20 protein-coding genes are annotated in these 20,240 nt (G+C 70.9%); 16 read left to right on the forward strand and 4 right to left on the reverse strand.

What is annotated here, in order from left to right:
* Positions 1-177: 177 nt before the first annotated feature.
* The 15 genes from clpB to OIE47_RS14555 all read left to right on the forward strand — a co-directional run bounded on the left by clpB (position 178) and on the right by OIE47_RS14555 (position 13,485).
* Complete coding sequence (gene clpB, locus OIE47_RS14485; RefSeq protein WP_326562009.1) at positions 178-2,769, forward strand: ATP-dependent chaperone ClpB; 2,592 nt, start codon at positions 178-180, stop codon at positions 2,767-2,769.
* Positions 2,770-2,864: 95 nt separating this feature from the next.
* Complete coding sequence (locus OIE47_RS14490) at positions 2,865-3,257, forward strand: hypothetical protein (RefSeq protein WP_326562010.1); 393 nt, start codon at positions 2,865-2,867, stop codon at positions 3,255-3,257.
* A 70-nt stretch (positions 3,258-3,327) separates the two neighbouring features.
* Entirely contained in the window at positions 3,328-4,230 is a 903-nt protein-coding gene (locus tag OIE47_RS14495) for a hypothetical protein (protein WP_326562011.1), read from the forward strand.
* Positions 4,231-4,325: 95 nt separating this feature from the next.
* The gene (locus OIE47_RS14500) at positions 4,326-5,000 is read left to right on the forward strand and encodes a DUF4178 domain-containing protein (protein ID WP_326562012.1); all 675 of its coding nucleotides are present in this window, start codon (positions 4,326-4,328) and stop codon (positions 4,998-5,000) included.
* 2 nt (positions 5,001-5,002) lie between these two features.
* Positions 5,003-5,566 carry a DUF2617 family protein gene (locus tag OIE47_RS14505; protein WP_326562013.1) on the forward strand — a complete coding sequence of 188 codons (564 nt, stop codon included), beginning with the start codon at positions 5,003-5,005 and terminating at the stop codon, positions 5,564-5,566.
* Complete coding sequence (locus OIE47_RS14510; RefSeq protein ID WP_326562014.1) at positions 5,563-5,988, forward strand: DUF4247 domain-containing protein; 426 nt, start codon at positions 5,563-5,565, stop codon at positions 5,986-5,988. The genes OIE47_RS14505 and OIE47_RS14510 overlap by 4 nt, the downstream gene beginning before the upstream one ends.
* 33 nt (positions 5,989-6,021) lie before the next feature.
* The gene (locus tag OIE47_RS14515; protein WP_326562015.1) at positions 6,022-6,444 is read left to right on the forward strand and encodes a DUF350 domain-containing protein; all 423 of its coding nucleotides are present in this window, start codon (positions 6,022-6,024) and stop codon (positions 6,442-6,444) included.
* Positions 6,444-7,421 (forward strand): hypothetical protein, encoded by a 978-nt coding sequence (locus OIE47_RS14520; protein ID WP_326562016.1) that lies wholly within the window; start codon positions 6,444-6,446, stop codon positions 7,419-7,421. The genes OIE47_RS14515 and OIE47_RS14520 overlap by 1 nt, the downstream gene beginning before the upstream one ends.
* Positions 7,418-9,052 (forward strand): polyamine aminopropyltransferase, encoded by a 1,635-nt coding sequence (locus tag OIE47_RS14525; RefSeq protein WP_326562017.1) that lies wholly within the window; start codon positions 7,418-7,420, stop codon positions 9,050-9,052. The genes OIE47_RS14520 and OIE47_RS14525 overlap by 4 nt, the downstream gene beginning before the upstream one ends.
* A gap of 135 nt (positions 9,053-9,187) precedes the next feature.
* Positions 9,188-9,949 carry a hypothetical protein gene (locus tag OIE47_RS14530; RefSeq protein WP_326562018.1) on the forward strand — a complete coding sequence of 254 codons (762 nt, stop codon included), beginning with the start codon at positions 9,188-9,190 and terminating at the stop codon, positions 9,947-9,949.
* A gap of 194 nt (positions 9,950-10,143) precedes the next feature.
* Complete coding sequence (locus tag OIE47_RS14535; protein WP_326562019.1) at positions 10,144-10,740, forward strand: hypothetical protein; 597 nt, start codon at positions 10,144-10,146, stop codon at positions 10,738-10,740.
* A 19-nt stretch (positions 10,741-10,759) separates the two neighbouring features.
* The gene (locus OIE47_RS14540) at positions 10,760-11,572 is read left to right on the forward strand and encodes an SDR family NAD(P)-dependent oxidoreductase (RefSeq protein WP_326562020.1); all 813 of its coding nucleotides are present in this window, start codon (positions 10,760-10,762) and stop codon (positions 11,570-11,572) included.
* Between the two features lie 187 nt (positions 11,573-11,759).
* The gene (pyrE, locus tag OIE47_RS14545) at positions 11,760-12,299 is read left to right on the forward strand and encodes an orotate phosphoribosyltransferase (protein ID WP_326562021.1); all 540 of its coding nucleotides are present in this window, start codon (positions 11,760-11,762) and stop codon (positions 12,297-12,299) included.
* Positions 12,300-12,356: 57 nt separating this feature from the next.
* The gene (locus tag OIE47_RS14550; RefSeq protein WP_076468717.1) at positions 12,357-12,734 is read left to right on the forward strand and encodes an ArsR/SmtB family transcription factor; all 378 of its coding nucleotides are present in this window, start codon (positions 12,357-12,359) and stop codon (positions 12,732-12,734) included.
* Positions 12,735-12,831: 97 nt separating this feature from the next.
* The gene (locus OIE47_RS14555) at positions 12,832-13,485 is read left to right on the forward strand and encodes a class II aldolase/adducin family protein (RefSeq protein ID WP_326562022.1); all 654 of its coding nucleotides are present in this window, start codon (positions 12,832-12,834) and stop codon (positions 13,483-13,485) included.
* A gap of 73 nt (positions 13,486-13,558) precedes the next feature.
* On the opposite strand, the gene OIE47_RS14560 is transcribed toward OIE47_RS14555, so the two are convergent.
* The 4 genes from OIE47_RS14560 to OIE47_RS14575 all read right to left on the reverse strand — a co-directional run bounded on the left by OIE47_RS14560 (position 13,559) and on the right by OIE47_RS14575 (position 19,168).
* Entirely contained in the window at positions 13,559-14,266 is a 708-nt protein-coding gene (locus OIE47_RS14560; RefSeq protein WP_326562023.1) for a DedA family protein, read from the reverse strand.
* 217 nt (positions 14,267-14,483) lie between these two features.
* Positions 14,484-17,021 carry a polynucleotide kinase-phosphatase gene (locus OIE47_RS14565; RefSeq protein ID WP_326562024.1) on the reverse strand — a complete coding sequence of 846 codons (2,538 nt, stop codon included), beginning with the start codon at positions 17,019-17,021 and terminating at the stop codon, positions 14,484-14,486.
* Positions 17,018-18,571, reverse strand: coding sequence for a 3' terminal RNA ribose 2'-O-methyltransferase Hen1 (locus OIE47_RS14570; protein WP_442792095.1), 1,554 nt, complete (start codon positions 18,569-18,571; stop codon positions 17,018-17,020). The genes OIE47_RS14565 and OIE47_RS14570 overlap by 4 nt, the downstream gene beginning before the upstream one ends.
* A 138-nt stretch (positions 18,572-18,709) precedes the next feature.
* Complete coding sequence (locus OIE47_RS14575) at positions 18,710-19,168, reverse strand: hypothetical protein (RefSeq protein ID WP_326562025.1); 459 nt, start codon at positions 19,166-19,168, stop codon at positions 18,710-18,712.
* Between OIE47_RS14575 and OIE47_RS14580 the strand changes: the two genes are divergently transcribed.
* Entirely contained in the window at positions 19,107-20,186 is a 1,080-nt protein-coding gene (locus OIE47_RS14580) for an LCP family protein (protein ID WP_326562026.1), read from the forward strand. The genes OIE47_RS14575 and OIE47_RS14580 overlap by 62 nt on opposite strands.
* Positions 20,187-20,240 lie beyond the last annotated feature (54 nt).

Raw genomic sequence — 20,240 nt, forward strand, 5'->3', positions numbered from 1 at the left:
GCAACGCTACCGTGTGCCTTCACACAGCCGCGAGCGACCGGAAGTGTGCTGATCACGGTCGGGTTGGTGGCCGGAATCCCGTTTCTGGAGTGATCGACGTCACAGCGTAGAGTTGAGCGGAATAGACTCAACTCTGGTTGTGTCGTCACCAGTGGACACGCCGATCCAGGGGAGCCCATGAACGCCGAACGCCTCACCACCAAGAGCCGCGAAGTCATCACCGGCGCGGTCGCCATCGCCAACCAGCGCGGCCACGCCACCGTCGAACCGTGGCACCTGCTGTTGTCGCTGCTGGACACCGGTGGCTCGACCGCCGGCGGCCTGCTGCGCGCCGTGGGCGCCAACCCGGCGGACATCCGTCGGGCCGCCGCCCGAGCGGTGGAGAACCTGCCCGCCGCCCGTGGCGCCAGTGTCGCCGAACCCAGCCTGTCCCGGGAGTTCGCCAACGCCATCGGCGCGGCCGAACAGATCGCCCGACCGCTCGGCGACGAGTACACCTCGACCGAGCACCTCCTCGCCGGCCTGGCCCGGGTGGGTGGGGTGGTGGCGCAGGCGCTCAAGGCCGCCGGTGTCACCGAGGACGACCTGGTCGCGGCGTTCCCGACCGTACGGGGCGGGGACCGCCGGGTGACCACGGCCGACCCCGAGCAGACCTACCAGGCGCTGGAGAAGTACGGCGTCGACCTGACCGCCAGCGCCCGCGCCGGCAAGATCGACCCGGTGATCGGGCGGGACTCGGAGATCCGCCGGGTGATCCAGGTGCTCTCCCGGCGTACCAAGAACAACCCGGTCCTCATCGGCGAGCCCGGCGTCGGCAAGACCGCGATCGTCGAGGGCCTGGCCCAGCGGATCGTCGCCGGTGACGTACCCGAGTCGCTGCGGGACAAGAAGCTGGTCTCGCTCGACCTGGGCGCGATGGTGGCCGGGGCGCAGTACCGGGGCCAGTTCGAGGAACGGCTCAAGTCGGTGCTGGAGGAGATCAAGGGCTCCGACGGCCAGGTGATCACCTTCCTGGACGAGCTGCACACCGTGGTCGGCGCAGGCAAGGGCGAGGGCTCGATGGACGCCGGCAACATGCTCAAGCCGATGCTGGCCCGTGGTGAGCTGCGGATGGTCGGCGCGACCACGCTCGACGAGTACCGCGAGCACATCGAGAAGGACCCGGCGCTGGAGCGCCGGTTCCAGCCGGTGCTGGTCGGCGAGCCGACCGTCGAGGACACCATCGGGATCCTGCGCGGGCTCAAGGAACGGTACGAGGTGCACCACGGCGTACGGATCACCGACGCCGCACTGGTCGCCGCCGCGTCGCTCTCCGACCGGTACATCACCGAGCGCTTCCTGCCCGACAAGGCGATCGACCTGGTCGACGAGTCCGCCTCCCGGCTCCGGATGGAGATCGACTCCCGGCCGGTCGAGGTGGACGAGATCGAGCGTGCGGTCCGCCGCCTCGAGATCGAGGAGATGGCGCTGGCCAAGGAGCCGGACGCCGCCTCCGCCGAGCGCCTGACCCGGCTGCGCAAGGAACTGGCCGACAAGCGCGAACAGCTCACCGCCCTCAGCGACCGGTGGCGGCTGGAGAAGGAGCACATCACCCGGCTGTCCACCGCCAAGGAGGAGCTGGAACGCCTCGGCGGTGAGGCCGAGCGGGCTGAACGCGACGGCGAGCTGGAGCTGGCCGCCGAGCTGCGCTACGGGCGCATCCCGACCATGCAGGGCGAACTGGCAAAGGCCGAGGCGGAACTCGCCGTACTCCAGGCGGCCGGGGCGATGCTGAAGGAGGAGGTCGGCGCCGACGACATCGCCGCCGTGGTCGCCGCCTGGACCGGGATCCCCGCCGGCCGGCTGCTCGAAGGCGAGACCGCCAAGCTGCTCCGGATGGAGGAGTCCCTCGGCGGCCGGGTCGTCGGGCAGCCCGAGGCGGTCGGGGCGGTCGCCGACGCGGTCCGCCGGGCGCGGGCCGGTGTCGCCGACCCGGACCGGCCCACCGGCAGCTTCCTGTTCCTCGGCCCCACCGGCGTCGGCAAGACCGAGCTGGGCAAGGCCCTGGCCGAGTTCCTCTTCGACGACGAACGAGCCATGGTACGCATCGACATGAGCGAGTACGCCGAGAAGCACTCGGTGGCCCGCCTGGTCGGTGCCCCGCCCGGCTACGTCGGGTACGAGGAGGGCGGTCAGCTCACCGAGGCGGTGCGGCGTCGGCCGTACTCGGTGGTGTTGCTGGACGAGGTGGAGAAGGCTCATCCGGACGTCTTCGACGTGCTGCTCCAGGTGCTCGACGACGGTCGGCTCACCGACGGTCAGGGGCGGACGGTCGACTTCCGCAACGCGATCCTGATCCTCACCTCGAACCTCGGCTCGGGGCAGCTCACCGATCCGACCCTCAACGACGAGCAGCGGCGCGACGCGGTGCTCGCGATCGTCCGTACCCATTTCAAGCCGGAGTTCCTCAACCGGCTCGACGACATCGTGGTTTTCGCGGCCCTGACCGGCGACGATCTGCGGTCCATCGTGGACATTCAGCTCGACCGGCTGCGCCGGCGGCTGGCCGACCGGCGGCTCGCGCTGGTCGTCGACGACCCGGCCCGCGACTGGCTGGCCCTGCACGGGTACGACCCGATCTACGGTGCCCGCCCGCTGCGCCGGTTGGTCCAGTCGGCGATCGGCGACCGGCTGGCCCGGGCGCTGCTCGCCGGTGAGATCCGCGACGGTGACGTGGTCCGGGTCGAGCTGGCCGAGAGCAAGGACGCGCTGACGGTCTCCGCCGGCTGATCGGCCGGATCCCGGTGGGGGCCGCCGCTGGACGGGCGGCAGGCTTCCACCGGGATCCGGGTTCGGACCGGCTCGATTGGGGAAGAATCAGAGACATGGCTGATTCCCCCGCACCGGGTTCCCCCGCCTCGGGCGACGGCATCGAGGCAGCGGTGGACCAACTCCGTACGGCCGAGGCGGTGGCGTTCGGCGGGGTGGGTTTCGCCGGCCGGATCCTGCCGTCCACCGAGGCGTACCACACCCTCGAGGTGGCGCTGCCCAGCCGGCTGGACGAGGTACGCCGGCACATCTGCGACCTGCTGGCGCACGGCACCCCCGCCGGCAAGGTGTACGCCGCCACCCTGCTCACCCGGTTCGACCCGGCCGCAGCCCGCGCCGCCTGGGAGTCGCTGACCGGGGAACGGGACGAGTTCACCACCTACACCGGTTGCCTGGTCGACCAGCGGACCGTCGGCGAGTACGCCACCGCCCAGCTCGACCAGCCCTGATCCGTACGGCGTTCGCGAACGGCTTTTCGCCCACTGTCGCCGGCTGCCCGTGATCGCTACCGTCACGCCGGTGAGCTACGCGTGGCAGTACCCACCGCCCGGCTTCCCGCCGCCCGGTCCGCCTCCCTTCCCGCCGTACGCCGAGATTCCGCCACCGCCACCGGCGCGGCCGGCGACCGTGACCGTGGCCGGGTGGCTGGTGTGGGGGGTCATCGGTGTGCTGCTGGCCGAGATCGTGCTCGGGGTCGCGTCCGCGGTGCACTTCGCGGGCGAGATCGACCGGGCCGCGGCGCTGACCGATCCCGCTCCGTCCGAGGTGAGCGACGAGCGGGTCGGCAACATCATGGGCCTGCTGTTCACCGGGGTCCCGGCGCTGGTGTTCGCGATCTGGCTCGCGATCTGCGTACCGCCGCTGCTGCGGGGACGCAACGCCGCCCGGATCCTCACCATCGTCCCGGCCGGGCTGATGCTGTTGGCCTGCTGCGTACCGGCCGTTTTCGGCCTGGCGCTGGGGGCGTTCCTGTTCAGCGGTCCGATGACGGACGAACCGTCGGCGAGCGGCCCGTGGCCGGAGTCGGAGCCGGGTGTGGACCCGGACTTCCCGGTCGGCCCGGACTTCCCCGTCGACCCGGACTACCCGCAGTTCGAGGATTCCGAGTTCTACGACCGGCTCTACCTCGACAGCGACCCGGTCTGGGACCTCCTCGGTATGGGCACCCCGTTGCTGGCGCTGTTGTCGTTCGGGCTGGCGGTGGCGGTGGCGGTACTGCTGCTCACACCCTCGGCGAACCGGTTCTTCCGACCGCCGCACCCGCCGGCATTCTGGCCCGGCTACCCGTACCCGGTGCCGATGTTCGCCCCGCCCGGATACCCGCACCAGCCGCCGCCGATCGCCCCGACCGGGTATCCCCAGCAGCCGCCGCCGATGGCCCCGGACGGGTCGGGCGAGGTGGGGAAGGAGCCCACCGCCTGAGGGTGGGCAGTCGTTTGGTTGCCGTCGATGGGTGGGTACGGGTGCGCGGGGTTGTTACCGTCGGCGCCCGAACAAGGTCGAGAGGAGTGAACCCGGTGAGTGGCGGGACTGCGTACCTGGTGGCGGCGCTCGGGTGCCTTGTCGCGGTGGCGGGCGTGGTGGTGGCCGTACTCGCCCTGCGCGCGAAGCGGCGGCAGGCCCGGAAGGCTGGCCCGACGAAGGAACGGGACCCGTTCCGGGTGGCCGACGACGACGCCGACGCGCTCCGGGGTGACCCACGCCGACTGCGTCCCGGTGACATCGTGGAGATCCGGCACACCCAGTACGGCGTACGCGGGACGGTGCGGTTCCTCGAGGGCGGCTGGAGCTGGACCGAGCACCTGCTGGACGACGCGCACGGCGCGAAGGTCTGGCTCTCGGTCGAGGAGGACCCCGACCTGGAACTGGTGCTCTGGCACGAGGTTCCGGTCACCGAGGCCGTACCGGCACCCGGCCCGCCGCGACTCGACTTCGACGGGCGCGTCTACACCAGTGACGAGACCGGGCAGGCTCGCTACGCCGCCTCCGGCACCACCGGGCTCAACCCCACCGGCAAGGTCCGCTACCACGACTACGTCGACCCGACCGGTGCGAAGCTCTCCTTCGACTCGTACGGCGACAACACGACCTGGGAGGCGTCCCGGGGTGAGCTGCTGCACCGCGCCGAGGTGCAGGTCTATCCACAGTCGACATCCGGTTCCGATGGTGCACCGACGGGGCGGGCCGGCTGAACATGCTCGTCACCCTGGACACCCCGTACGCCGACACCACCGCCGCCGAGCTGAGTCTCGCCCTCGGTACGCCTGAACTGCCCGCGCTGCACGTACTCGACCTGGCCCATCCGGACCGACCGGGGGTACGGCTGCGGCTGCGCCTGCTCGGCGCCTCCCACCAGGTGGTGCTCCGACGGGACGGTGCCGCCGTCGAGGGTCGGGAGCCGACAGCGGGTGAGCTGGTCGAGACGGTGGCCTGCCTGCCCGGCCGGTCACCCGATCTGCCGGCGGAACTGGCCGACCCGTCGACCGGTTACCGGTTCGCCGCCCGGGTGCTGCGGCTGGACCCGGCCGAGATGTCGGCCCGTACGGCGGTGCTGCGGCGGGAACTCGCCGACGACCCGTACGCGTTGATCGGGGTCTTTCCCGGTGGCCCGGAGGCGATCACCGCGCTGCGGCTGCACCGCGACGACAGCACGGCCGACCGGCTCGACGGCGGCAACACGATCGGTTGGCACACCTGGCACGCGTATCCGCAGAGTGGCGAACTCGTCGAGACCGAGACGGTGGTGAGTACGGCATGACGTACCGCAGGTGGTTTTTCATCGGTTCGGCGTTCGCCCTGGTGGGTTCGCTGGTCGCCGCCTTCGCGATCTTCTCCGGCAGCTTCTCCCCGCGCGGGTACGTGCAGGACCACTACTCCCGGGCGTCGTCGCGGGACATCGGGTCGCAGGCGCTGGCGTACACCTCGGGCAAGGCCCCCAGTGCGGTGGCCAAGGACGTCACCGACACCTGGCGCCCGGCCGACCAGTACGTCGACGGCAGCGGCGTCTACCTGCGCTACGACGACGACTCGGTGGTGATCCTGCCGCTGGCCGGCGGTTCGCTGATCCTCCTGGAACGCCTCAGCACCGCCCATCCGCGCTACCACTCCACGATCGGCAACGCGTGGGGCTGGGGGCGGGGCGTGACCGTACGCGGCGGCGGCCCCGGCGCCGGCAAGTAGTTCGTTTCCCCTCCTCACCCCTCGGGAGCCTCATTGAGCACCCTCGTCAACGACCTGCTGGCCACGCTCGCCTTCGGCGTGGTCGGCGTGCTGCTGATGGGCGTCGGTTATGCCCTGGTCGACATGGCCACGCCGGGCCGGCTGCACGAGCTGATCTGGGCGGACCGCAACCGCAACGCCGCGCTGCTGCTCGCCTCGAACCTGGCCGGTGTCGGGATCATCGTGACCACCGCGATCGTGGCCAGCGACGACGACTTCCTCGCCGGCCTCGTCGGCAGCGCCGCGTACGGGCTGGTCGGGCTACTCATCATGGCGGGCGCGTTCCTCCTGCTGGACATGGCCACGCCGGGCCGGCTGGGGGAGATCCTGGTCGACCCGGAACCCCATCCCGCGGTCTGGGTCTCGGCGGTGGTGCACCTGGCCACGGGTGCCGTGATCGCCGCCGCGATCAGTTGATGGCGGACAGGTCGGGGCCGGACCCGCAGGCGAAGCCGCCCCTGAGTCCCGCCGAGGCGGCGAAGCGCGCGGCGGCGGCCAAGCGGGCCGAGACGGCCAAACGGGCGGCGGCGGCCAGGCGGGCCGCACCGGCGAAGCGGCCCACGGGTGGTCGGGGCAACCGGGACAAGCGGATCGCCACCCGGCTCAAGGTCGGCGGCGTGGTGCTGGTCGTCGTGCTGGCCATCGTGGGGATGATCCTGCTCGACCGCGCGGACGGAGAGACCGGTGGCGGCGGTACGGCCGTGCCCCCGCCCGATCCGACCGAGCGCGCCGACACCGTCGTGCTGCTGAGCAACGCCCACCAGACGCAGCAGATCTGCTACGGGTGGGAGCTGCACGACAGGTCGGTGCCGGTCAGCGCCGGCTCGAATCTCGGCGAGGACGTGGCGGTGGACGACGACCCTTCGCGGTGTGCGCGGTGGGTGAAGGTGATCGCCGGTGTCGTCTACACGTCCGAGAGCAGCGAGGCCAGTGATACCGCCTCGTTCTGGGTAACCAGCTCGGATGACCTGTCGGGGATCGACTACGTCGAAGGGCTGGGTCGGTTCGGACTGACCAACGACGACTTCCTGGCCGATCCGGGCTGGGCGATCTGCCGGGCGGCCGTGTTCCTGCCGCTGCTGGTGGCCGAGTCCGGTGCGGCGCCGGCCGTGCCGGTGAAGACCGGACCGGATCCGTCGGCGTCACCGCAGGCGACCTCGGCCGCCCTGCCGGACGCGGGCAGCGACTTCTGGCGTGACCGGATGGCCCAGGTACTCGGTGCCGGCTTCCTGTTCCTGATCAGCGTGCTCCTGCTGGCCATCGGCTGGTTCGAGCGCCGCCACCAGCGCCGCCCCGGCACGAAGCCGAAGAAGCCGTCGACCGGCCCGGGTGTCGGTCCCGGCACGGACGCCGGTCCCGGTCCCGGTGCCGGTGCGAACGGTCCCAAACGATGACCGTCGAACCGGCGACCAACCCGACCGAGACGCCCGAGGCGACCAACCCGACCGAGGCGACCGATCCGGCCGAGGCGCCCGCGCGTCTGCGTTGGCGGGGGGCGCGTGCGGCCGTACTGGTGGCGGTTTTTGTCTGTGCGGCGTGCGGGTTGGTCTACGAGCTGGCGTTGGTGGCGCTGGGCAGTTACCTGATCGGGGACACGGTCGGCCAGGCGTCGATCGTGCTCGGGGTGATGGTCTTCGCGATGGGCGTCGGCGCGCTCGCCGCCAAGCCGTTGCAGTCCCGGGCCGCGGTCGCGTTCGCCGCCGTGGAACTCGCCCTCGCGCTGTTCGGCGGTCTGTCGGTGCTCGGGCTCTACGCCGCCTTCGCCTGGCTCGACCTGTACGTCCCGGCCCTGGTCGGCACCGCGTTCCTGCTCGGTCTGCTGATCGGGGCGGAGATCCCGCTGCTGATGGTGCTGCTGCAACGGATCCGGGCGCAGGCGGCCGGCAGCGCGGTCGCCGACCTGTTCGCCGCCGACTACGTCGGTGCCCTGCTTGGCGGGCTCGCCTTCCCGTTCCTGCTGATGCCGGTCTTCGGACAGCTTCGCGGGGTGCTCGTGGTCGGCGTGGTGAACGCGCTGGCCGGGCTCGCACTGGTCTTCACCGTCTTCCGGCGCGAGCTGGGTCGGCGGGCCAAGGTCGGTCTGACCGCCGGGTCCGTGGCGGTCGGGCTGATCCTCGGGTACGCCTACGTGACGGCGTACGACTTCGAGGTGACCGCCCGGCAGCAGCTCTTCCGGGACCCGGTGGTGTACGCCGAACGCAGCCCGTACCAGGAGATCGTGCTGACCCGGTCGGTTCCGCTGGTCTCCCAGGGCGTGACCGACCTGCGGCTGTTCCTCAACGGGGACCTCCAGTTCAGCTCGGTCGACGAGTACCGCTACCACGAGGCGCTGGTGCATCCGGTGCTGCGCGGCACCCGTGGTTCGGTGCTGGTCCTCGGCGGTGGCGACGGGCTCGCCGTACGGGAGCTGCTGCGCTATCCCGACGTCGGCTCGGTGACGGTGGTGGAACTCGATCCGGCGGTGATCCGGCTGGCCCGGACCGAGCCGCAGCTCCGTACGCTCAACCACGACGCGTTCACCGACCCGCGCGTACGGGTGGTCAACGCGGACGCATTCCAGTGGATGCGTACCCAGGCGCAACGGTTCGACGCGATAGTGGTGGACCTGCCCGACCCGGACGAGACGGCCACCGCCAAGCTCTACTCGGTGGAGTTCTACGCACTCGTACGCGCGGTGCTGGCCGACGGTGGGCGGATGGTGGTCCAGTCGGGTTCGCCCTACTTCGCGGCGAAGTCGTACTGGTGCATCGAGTCCTCGATCCGGGCTGCCGGCTTCGCCACCACGCCGTACCACGTGGACGTGCCGTCCTTCGGTGACTGGGGTTTCGTGCTGGCGGCGCCGGGACCGACCGCGCCGGTGCTGGGGCTGCCGTCCGACGTACCGTCGCTGCGGTTTCTCGACGCGGACACGCTCCGGCTGGCGGCGAACTTCCCACCGGACCGGCGCCGGCAGGACCTGCCGCCGTCCACCCTGCTCCACCCCCGCGTCCTGGAGTACGCCCGCGCGGAGTGGCGCAGCTACTGAGCCCGGTTCCGGACCCGATTGCCATCGATGCAGAGCGATGCTTTGGCGGCGTGGCGTCGGACGACACGCCGGTTTGGCCGGTAGGGCTGGCGGGGTACCGATACGGTGATCCTCGATCTGAGGGGAAGGAGCGCCGTGTCTGATCCGAATTACCCGGCGGGTACCGCGGCGAGGCCGCGTCCGAGCACCGTCACCTACGCCGGTTATCTGCTCTACCTGGTCGCCGCGGTCCAGTTGATCGGGGCGCTCATCACGCTCCCACTCATCGGCACCATCAGCGACGTGTACGAAGAGGCGTACGCCGGCACCGACCTGGATGGCGCGGGTTCCATCGGCACGGCCACCGTGGTGGTCACCGCGGTGGTGGGGCTGGTCGTCGCCATCGGGCTGGTTGTCCTCGCGCTGTTGAACAACCGTGGCAAGAACCCCGCCCGGATCGTGACCTGGGTGCTCGGCGGTCTCTTCTTCTGCTGCTCGGTCGCGGGTCTGGCACTGACGGCGGCGGGCAGCGCGCTCACCCCGTCGTCCAGCGGCGACGCGAACGTGCCGGACGAGGCCGAGGTCCAGCGGATGTTGGACGACCGGCTGCCCGGCTGGTACGGACCGGTCAGCGACCTGCTGAGCGTGATCGCCGTGCTCGCCGTCCTGGCGGCGCTGATCCTGCTGGCCCTGCCGCCGTCGAACGAGTACTTCCGCAAGGTGCAGCCGGTCTGGCAGCCGCCCGTACCGGGCTCGGCGTACCCCGGTTACCCGCAGGCGGTCCCGCCGGCTACTCCGTCGCAGCCGTCCGGACCGAGCCCGACCACACCGCCCGCCGACCGGCCGGACGGTGACCCGGACGACCAATGGGGACCCCCGCCGTCGGCCCCGCCGCCGTCCGGACCCTCGACGAGCTGACCCGACTGCCGGCGCGTCGACCGGACCGGAGACTCGTCGAATTGGTCGGACCGGGATAGGGCTTCCGCGTGATCCCCCCGAGTAGGTTGCATTCCGACGCCTACTCGGGGGGATCTGTCGTGTCGGAACCAGCGCACGTATGGCCCGGCGGCCCGGTCCCGCCGGTGGTCGGTTGGCCCGCCCCAGTGCCCGCTGTGGCGCCGAATCGGCGTCCGGGGGTGGTGGTGCTCGCCGCCGTGGTGCTGGGCGTCATGGCGGCCGGTGGGCTGGTCCACGCGATCCTCGGACTGGCCACCTCGACCGGGACGGTGGACCGGTTCCGGGCCGCCGCCGGACAGGCCGGTGTCGACCGCTCGGAGGTGGACGGCTTCGTCGCCCTGCTCCGCGTCGGCGCCGGAATCAGTACGGCGGTCGCCGTCGGGGCGGCGGTCCTGCTGGTCGCGCTGGCGGTCGGCAACCTGCGCGGCGCCAACCGGGTTCGGATCACCACCTGGGTGGTCTGCGGGCTCGGTCTGCTCTGCGGTTGCGGCACCCTGGCCACGGTGATCGCGCAGCGGACGGTGCCGCTGACCAGCACCGCGGACGACCAGATGACAACCGAGCTGATCCGGGCGCTCAGCGACGCGTACCCGTCCTGGTGGGTTCCGCTGACGGCCGGGCTTTCGGTGGCTCAGGCACTCGGTTACTTTGTAGTAGCAACGCTGCTGGTGCTGCCCGCCGCGAACGCCTTCTTCCGTGGGCGGACGCCTGTCCCGGTGCAGCCGCCGGTGCCATCGCCGCCGAACTGGTAAGGACCTGCCTGTGCCAGCAGTGCCCGCTCCGCCCCGTACCGGTCCGGCTCGCGCCCTGGTGACCGGTGCGACCGCGGGTATCGGCGCGGCCTTCGCCCGGCGGCTCGCCGCCGATGGGCGGCACCTGGTGCTGGTCGCCCGCGACGGGGACCGGCTGGCCGGTCTGGCGGCGGAGTTGGCCGAGCGGCATCAGGTTCGGGTGGACATCCTGCCGGCCGATCTCACCACCGACGATGGTTGCCTCGCGGTGGAACGGCGGCTCGCGGAGTCGGCCGAACCGATTGAACTTCTGGTGAACAGTGCCGGCATCAGTCTGGCCCGTTCGTTCCTCCGTTCGACCGTGGAGGACGAGGCACGTTTGTTACGACTCAATGTCCACGCGGTCATGCGCTTAACCCTTGCGGCCCTGGCCACCATGACCGTACGGCGCGATGGGGCAGTGATAAATGTCTCTTCGGTAGCGGGCTTCGGAGCCGTAATGCCGGGCTCCACCTACTCCGCCAGCAAGGCCTGGGTGACCAATTTCAGTGAGTCCGTGGGGCAGTCCGCGCGCCGATACGGCGTACGGGTGATGGCGCTCTGTCCGGGCTTCACACGTACCGAATTCCATCAGCGGGCCGGCATCAACGTGTCTAAAATGCCCGATTGGCTGTGGCTCTCGGCTGATGACGTGGTGGCCGAGGCCCTGCGTGACCTGGGAAAAGGCAGGTTGGTCAGCGTTCCGGACTGGAAATACAAGGCGGCGGTCTTCGGGCTGCGACACGCCCCTCGCGGCCTGTTGCGGGCGGTCGGCGGCGACACCCGGGCACGGGTCGGACGCGACGAGCGTTGATCTTGTAACCCGGCGACGGCCCGCGAACGAGGCGGCCGGGGATCCCGCAATCTGGTTGCCCACACCGGATTCCGAGTACGCAGAGTAGTCGTACACCGCCAATCCTGAGCATCGTCGCCGACGGCGGATCGCCGTCCGGTCGGGTCCACCCGACGGCACCCAGACTCGAGCAGTACCCTTGGGCGCCATGGGGGACCACGACGACCTGCGTAAATTCATTTCTGACCTGGCCGTGGTGCACGGCCGGGTCGTGCTGTCCTCCGGTCGTGAGGCGGACTGGTACGTGGACCTGCGCCGCGTGACGCTCCATCACGCGGCGGCACCATTGGTGGGTCGGGTGTTGCTCGACCTGACCGCGGACTGGGATTTCGATGCGGTCGGTGGCCTGACCCTGGGCGCCGATCCGGTTGCCGCGTCCATGCTGCACGCCGCCTCGGCGACGGGGCGCGGGCTGGATGCCTTTGTGGTGCGTAAGGCCGAGAAGACGCACGGCCTGCAGCGGCGGATCGAGGGCCCGGAGGTGGCCGGTCGCCGGGTGCTGGCGGTGGAGGATACTTCGACGACGGGTGGCAGTGTGCTGACCGCGGTCGAGGCGTTGCAAGAGGCTGGGGCCGAGGTTGTGGGCGTTGCGGTTATTGTTGATCGAGGCGCGGGCGACGCCGTTCGAGCGGCCGGACTGCCATACCGAGCGGCCTATACGTTGCCTGACCTCGGCCTAGTGGCCTAAAAGTTTGACGATTCGGATCTGCTGATATGCAGGCGGGTCGATGCTGCTGGTGGAAGGATGGAAAACGTGGGAACTGCGTTGGCTGAAATGACTATGCCTCAGATCTCGCCGCTTGCCGGCGAGCCGATCGAACGTGCCGACGCCGAGCGACTTGCGGGGGTCCTCAAGGCCCTCGCCGACCCCGCCCGGCTGCGGCTGCTCAGTCTGATCCAGTCGGCGCCCGAGGGCGAGGCGTGCGTGTGTGACCTCACCGCACCTCTCGGCCTCTCGCAGCCGACGGTCAGTCACCACCTGCGTATCCTCACCGAGGCCGGCTTGCTGGAGCGGGAGAAGCGCGGCGTGTGGGCGTACTACCGGCTGGTGCCGACGGCGATCGCAACGATCGCCGACCTGTTGACTCCGCCCCGTAAGCGAGCCACCAAGAAGGCTCGCTGAATCAGCGAGTGGCCCGTCTGGTGCCTGCCCCTGTCCGGGGGGCACCAGACGGACCGACGGCTGTCCGGGTGGAGTTGAGGGTGCGGGGTCCGTTGGGGTGAACGACAACCTCATCGGTGACCTGTGCGCGCAACTCGCCCGGGTCGGCCGGGACGTGGTGCGCTCCGGCCTCGTGGTGGGCTCCGGCGGGAACCTCTCCGTCCGGGTGTCCGGCACGGACTCGTGCTGGGTCACCGCGGCCGGCACCTGGCTGGACCGGCTCGACCGGTCCGACTTCGTCCAGGTCGGCATCACCGACGGCGCGGTACGCGACGAGAGCGGCTCCGGCATGCCCGCGCCCGTACCGACGAGTGAGTTGGCGCTGCACCTCGCCACCTATCGGGCCCGTCCGGACGTACGGGCGATCGTGCACCTGCACCCGCAGCATGCGCTGCTGCTCGATGCCCTGGGTGAACGTATCCGGCTGGTCACCACCGATCATGCCTTCTATCTGCGTCGGGTCGCCCTGGTGCCGTTCCGGCCACCGGGCTCGGCGGAACTGGCCGAACTCGCCGCCTCGGCGGCGGCCGACGGCACCAACTGTCTGGTGTTGAGCCGGCACGGCTGTTCGGTCCTGGCCGAGAGCGTGGAACTGGCCCACAAACGGGCGGTCAATCTCGAAGAGGCCGCCCGGCTGACCTACCACGCCCTGGTCGCCGGCCGGCTCGACGACCTGACCGAGCTTCCGCCCGACCTCCTCGACCGGATCTGACCGCTCGGCGGCCGGGTCCTCGACCTGGTCCGAGCGCTCAGCGACCGAGCCTGAGCGCTCTCCCCGTCGCCGCTCAGGGGCGGTGCTGCTGGCTCTCGCGCGCGGCCTCGTCCAGTGCGGCCTGCTCGGCCGGGGTGGTTCCGCGACGGGCGGCCATCCGGGCCCGGAGCAGCTCGATCGCGATCGGCACCACCGAGATCACCACGATCAGGATCAGGATGATCTCGATGTTCGCCTTGACGAAGTCGATCTGGCCGAGGAAGTAACCGAGCAGGGTGACCCCGGTGCCCCAGAGGGTGCCGCCGATGACGTTGTAGATCACGAACGTGCGGTAGTTCATCTTGCTGACCCCGGCCACGATCGGGGTGAAGGTCCGCACGATCGGCACGAACCGGGCCAGCACGATCGACCGGGCGCCGTACTTGTCGAAGAACTCGTGCGCCTTGAGCAGGTTCTCCTGCTTGAACAGCCGCGAGTTCGGGCGGCGGAACAGCGCCGGCCCGACCCGCCGGCCGAACAGGTAGCCCACCTGGTCACCCGCGATCGCCGCGATCGTGATCAGCAGGCAGACCAGCCAGATCGGGTACGTGATGTACTGCCCGTCCGAGGTCAGCAGGCCGGTGGTGAACAGCAGCGAGTCACCGGGCAGGAAGAACCCGATCAGCAGCCCGGACTCGGCGAACACGATGGCCAGGATGCCGAGCAGCCCGAAGGTCGAGATCAGCCACTCCGGGTCCAGGAACTCAGGGCCCATGGCCAGCGTGGTGGTGGGCGTCGGCACGGGGTGACCTCCGAAGTTTCCCGGTCGGGCAGCGACTTTCCGCACATTGGCGGACATTCCGAGCAGGGTACGACCCTCGCCACGGCGACGGGTACCCCCGCAGTCTAGGTGGCGGCGATGGGCGCCCGCCCGCCGACGTCTCTCCCGGCCGACGGACGCCCACCCGCCGACGGGTGTCCCCGTCCACGGACGCCCCACCCGAAACGGGTGACTTCGGTTACAACCGAGGGTCCACCGGCTCGGACTCGCAGGCCAGGATGGCGAAGACCAGCTCGTGCCGCCGCCACAGCGGGGCACCCTCGGCCAACCGGTCCAGCGCGGCCAGACCGAGGCCGTGCTCGCGCAGCGCCAACCCGCGCTTGCGTCCCAGCGACCGCTTGCGGAGCACCGACAACTGCTCCGGCTCGGTGTACTCCGGCCCGTAGATGATCCGCAGGTACTCCCGGCCCCGGCACTTCACCCCCGGCTGCAGCAACCGACCCCGCCCGTCGACGGCGGCCGGTCCGGCGTACGGCTTGACCACCATGCCCTCGCCACCGGCGGCGGTCAGCTCCAGCCACCAGTCGGTGGCGTCGCGTACCGCCGCCTCGTCGGCGAGGTCGACCACCCGGCGCCGGGTGGGGGTGAAGAACACCGGGTCGGCCTCGTGCAGCCGATCGGCCACCGCCAGGTGCCACCCGTGGTCCCGACCGGTGTGCGTCGCCCCCGCGCTCGCGAGCAGCGCGAACGGGGCGAGTGTCACCCCGTCGAGCCCGTCGGAGGGGTGCACGTACGCCCGGTAGGCCTCGGTGTAGCGGGCCAGGTCGGTTGACCGGCGGGCCATCCGGTCCCGCAGGTCGCCCACTGGCAGGCCGCGTCCGGCCGCCGCGTCCAGCGCGTCGAGGACCGCCGGCAGCACCGCCCCGCCCGCCGCGCCGACGCTGGCGTACTGCTCCCGGATCAGGCCGGTCGCCTTCGCCGACCAGGGCAGCAGTTCGGTGTCGAGCAGCAACCAGTCGGTGTCCAACTCGGCCCAGAGCCCGGCACCGGTGGCCGCCGCCCGTACCTTCGCCAGCACGCCCGCGTCCAGCGGCTCACCGAAGAACGGACGACCGGTACGGGTGTAGACCGCCCCGCCGGCCGGGCCGAACCGGTTGTCGTCGGCCTCCCGGCAGACCAGCACCACCGCGCGGGAGCCCATGTGCTTCTCCTCGCAGACCACCCGGTCGACGCCGGCCGCCCGGTAGTCGGCGAACGCCTGCGCCGGGTGCTCCAGGAAGCCGTCCAGCTCGGCGGTCGAGCAGGGTGCCATGGTCGGCGGCAGCCACGGCAGGGCGCGCGGATCCACCGCGAACCGGCCCATCACCTCCAGTGCGGCGGCGGCCTGTTCGGCGTCCACGGTGAGCTTGCCGTACCCGTAGTCGAGGTGCCGTCGCCCGGTCACGTCGCCCAGGTCGAGGGTGCCCTCGGCCCGGTCCGGCTCGACGGCCGGCGTGCTGACCAGGGGCCGGACCGGGGCGTAGTACTCCTTGGCGGCCGGCACCGAGACCAGGTCCCGCTCCGGGTAGCGCAGCGCGGTCAGGGTGCCGCCAAAGACGCAGCCGGTGTCGATGCAGATGGTGTTGTTGACCCATTCCGGGGTCGGGGTCGGGGTGTGGCCGTAGACGACCATGGCGGAACCCCGGTAGTCACGGGCCCACGGGTAGCGCACCGGCAGGCCGTACTCGTCGGTTTCGCCGGTGGTCTCGCCGAAGAGCGCGAACGCCCGTACCCGTCCCGATGCCCGGCCCTGGTACTCCTCCTTCAGGCCGGCGTGCGCGACCACCAGCCGGCCGCCGTCGAGCAGGTAGTGGCTGACCAGGCCGTCGATGAACGCGGACGCCTCGGCGACAAACGCCGGGTCCTCCCGGTCGAGCTGCTCCAGCGTCTCGGCGAGCCCGTGGGTGATCTGCACGTCGCGCCCGCGCAGCTTGCGGAGCAGCTTCTGCTCGTGGTTTCCGGGCACGCAGATCGCGTGCCCGGCGGCGACCATGCCCATCACCAGGCGGAGCACACCGGGCGAGTCCGGGCCGCGGTCGACCAGGTCACCGACAAAAACGGCGGTACGCCCCGCCGGGTGCGTGGCGTCGACCGGCCGTCCCTGCGGGTCCCGGTGCAGGGTCCAACCGAGCCGGCCCAGCAGCGTCTCCAGCTCGTCCCGGCACCCGTGTACGTCGCCGACGATGTCGAACGGGCCGGTCAGTTCCTTGCGGTCGTTGAACATCCGCTCGTAGGAGATGGTGGCGGCGTCGATCTCCTCGACCCCGCGCAGCACGTGCACCTTCCGGAAGCCCTCGCGCGTCAACTGCCCGATCGACCGGCGCAGGTCGCGCTGCATCCGGCCGAGCACCTGGCGCCCGAAGGTCCGGTCGGCTCGGGCCTGGGTCCGTTCCCAGCACAGTGGCTCCGGCGCGTCGAGCACCACCGCCACCGGCAGTACGTCGTGCTCGCGGGCCACCCGTACCAGGCCGGCGCGGGCGTGCGACTGGAGGTTGGTCGCGTCGACCACGGTCAGCCGACCGGCGCGCAGCCGCTTGCCGGCCACGTAGTGCAGCACGTCGAACGCCTCGGCGGACGCGGACTGGTCGTTCTCGTCGTCGGCCACCATCGCCCGGAACGCGTCCGAGGAGAGCACCTGGGTGGGTGCGAAGTGCCGGCGGGCGAAGGTCGACTTGCCCGAACCGGAGATGCCGACCAGGGCGACCAGGGCCAGCTCGGGAATGTCGAGGGCGGTCATGCGGTCCCCTCCTTCGAGGTGTCGACGGTCGGTGCGGTGGCTGCGGTCTCGGCTGGGTTCGCGGTCGTCCCGGCGTACCGGGTGAAGATCGCGAGCTGGGTGGGTGCGCCGACGACCGGGTCGTCGTCACCGACGCCGGTGATCGTCGCGGTGTAGCCGTAGCCGGTCGCGACCCGGTTCACCCAGTCGGCGAACTCGGCCCGGCTCCACTCGAACCGGTGGTCGTGGTGCCGCATCGAACCGGCCGCCATGCCCTCGTACCGGACGTTGTACTCGGAGTTCGGCGTGGTGACCACAACGGTGGTCGGCTGGGCGTGACCGAAGACCGCACCCTCCAGCGCGGGCAGGCGGGGTGGGTCCAGGTGCTCGACGACCTCCATCAGCACCGCAGCGTCGTACCCGCGCAGCCGGTCGTCGCGGTAGGTCAGGGCGGACTGCCACAGCTTGATCCGGTCCTGCTGACGCTGCGGCAACCGGTCCAGCCGGAGCCGCCGCTGCGCCATCGACAGCGCCCGGTGCGACACGTCGGTGCCGACGATCTCGGTGTAGCGCCGGTCCCGGATCAGGTCGGCCAGCAGTGCCCCACCACCACAACCCAGGTCCAGTACGCGACCCGCCCCGACCTGCGCCAGCGCCGCCAGTACGGCCGCCCGGCGGCGTACGGCCAGGGGCTGGCGGCGGGCCTCGGCGGGCAGGTTGGCGTCCTCGTCGGAGCCGGCATCGTCCGCAACGTCCACAGTGTCCGGCTCGGCGTTGTCGTCGATCAGGCGCAGCTCGGCCAGCCGGGCCAGGGCCGCCCCGGCCAGTGCCCGGCGGTGGGCCAGGTACCGCCGGGTGATGAGCCCCCGCTCGGGGTGCCGGGCGAGCCAGCCCTCACCGGCCCGGAGCAGCTTGTCGATCTCGTCCGGCGCCACCCAGTAGTGCTTGGCGTCGTCGAGCACCGGCAGCAGCACGTAGAGCTGGTTCAGCGCGTCGGCGACCCGGAGCGTGCCGCGCAGGGTGAGCGCGACGTACCGGCTGTCGCCCCAGTCCGGACGGGTCGAGTCGAGCGGGATCGCGTCCGCGGTCACCGTCCAGCCCAGCGGGGCGAACAGCAGGTTCGCCAATCCGGCACCGCCCCGGCAACGCAGCACCGGCACGCCGATCTCCAGCGGGATCGGGGTCGCCGCCAACTCCGGCCGGTCCTTCGAGGCGCCGTGCAGGGCGGAGCGGAACACCTTGGCCAGGGCGGAGGAGAGCAGGCTCGACGCCGCGTACGGCCGGTCGTTGACGTACTGGCCGAGGGTGAAGCCCTCGGGGGTGCTGCCGGCACCCCGGCCACGGCCCCTGCCCCGCGCGGCGGTCAGCCGCAGCGGGTCGACGTCGAGCAGCAGTGCGGCGGTGCACCGGTCCTCGTCCGCCTGTGGGTAGAACACGTGCGCCGTCCCCGTCGGTACGTCGAACGAATGCTGCCGGTCCGGGTGCTTGACCAGCAGATAGCCGAGGTCGGTCGCGGGACGGTGGGTGGTGGAGACGGTGAGCAGCACATCCTGGATGATCTCAGCCAGCATCGACCCGCGTCGCCCGAATTCCGCCGGCAACCGGGCCCCTGCCACGGGTACGGTCGACCTTTCGATGGTCGGCCGGCAGAGTTGATGAAACCGTCACCGGGAAATTGCAGCCTTTCCCGGGTCTCGACCCGTCAATAGTTATGGCAGCGCGACGCGACAGGAAATCCGGACGGTGACGATGCGGGCTCGCAGCGGCAAAGGCAGCGACTCGGGCATGGGCGGCAAGCAGCAATCAAAGCGGTCGAAGCGGCCGGGGCAATCGAAGCGATCGGGACAGTCGAAGCAACAGGCGCGCGAACCGCAGTCGGAGCAACCGGACAATTCCGGATCCGTCGTGAATTCGACGGTCGACTCCGGGTCGGCGGTTGACGATGGGTTGTCGGTCGGTTCCGAGTTGTCGGTCGGTGTCGATTCGCCGGGCGCTACCGAGGTCGGGAGCGGTTCGGGGTCCGGCAGGAGCAAGCGCCGGTCCGGTCGGCGGCGTGCTCCGATCTGGACGAAGGTGCTGGTCGCGACCGGTTCGCTGCTGGTGGTGATGAGCGGGGGAGCGTACGCGTTCACCCAGGTCGCGATCGAGAAGGCGACCTCGAAGATCACCCAGGCCACCCTGCTCGACGGCGAGGCGGTGGCGGTGCCGGCGACCCCCGGTCCGGCCGGGAAGAAGATCGACGGCCCGCTCAACCTGCTCCTGGTCGGTATCGACGTCCGGCCCGGCTGGGACGCCGGGGCCAGGGCCGACACGATCATGATCGTGCACATCCCGGCCAGCCACGACCAGGCGTACCTGGTCTCGATTCCGCGCGACTGGCGGGTGCCGATCCCGGCGAACCCCGAGACCAACTACCGGGGCGGGACCGACAAGATCAACGCCGCGTTCGAGTTCGGCTACCGGGGCGAGGGTACGGAACTCGAAAAGCGGGCCCGGGGCTTCAAGCTGCTTGCCCGGACCCTGAACAAGCAGATCGGGATCACCTTCAACGGTGCCGCCCTGATCGACTTCCAGGGCTTCCAGTCGGTCATCCGGGAGCTGGGCGGGGTCGACATGTGCATCGACCAGCGCGCCTCCTCGATCCACCTGGCCTACGACCGCAACGGCAAGCTCGTGCCGATCAAGTTCAACGAGGCCACCCACCGGGTCTTCGACGTACCCCCGGGCGGCAAGGTCGTCGTGCACGAGGTCGGGTGCCGGCCGATGTCCGCGGAACTCGCCCTCGACTACGCCCGGATCCGGTACGGCCTGCCGAAGACCGACTACGACCGGCAGCGCCACCAGCAACAGCTCATCAAGGCCATCGCCAAGAAGGCCACCAGCGCGGGTGTGGTCACCAACCCCGCGAAGATCGGTCGGGTGATCACCGCGGCCGGCAAGGCGTTCATCCTCGACACCCAAGGTGTGTCCATAGAGGACTTCGTGTTCACCCTCAAGGGCGTCGCCGCGAACGACATGGCCGTACTCAAGACGAACCAGGGCAACTTCGCCGAGGTGCGGCTCAACGGCATCTCGTACCAGCGGCTGACCGACGAGTCGATGGCGATGCTGCACGCCGCACGCGACGGCACCCTGGACGAGTTCGTCCGTACCCACCCCGACGTGGTCGCGCCGAAGACCGGCTGACCCCTGCCCCGTCACCGCAATCATTCCGCGGGTCCGACCCGTCTCTAGAGGCGA

Source organism: Micromonospora sp. NBC_01796, assembly GCF_035917455.1.
GTDB lineage: Bacteria > Actinomycetota > Actinomycetes > Mycobacteriales > Micromonosporaceae > Micromonospora_G.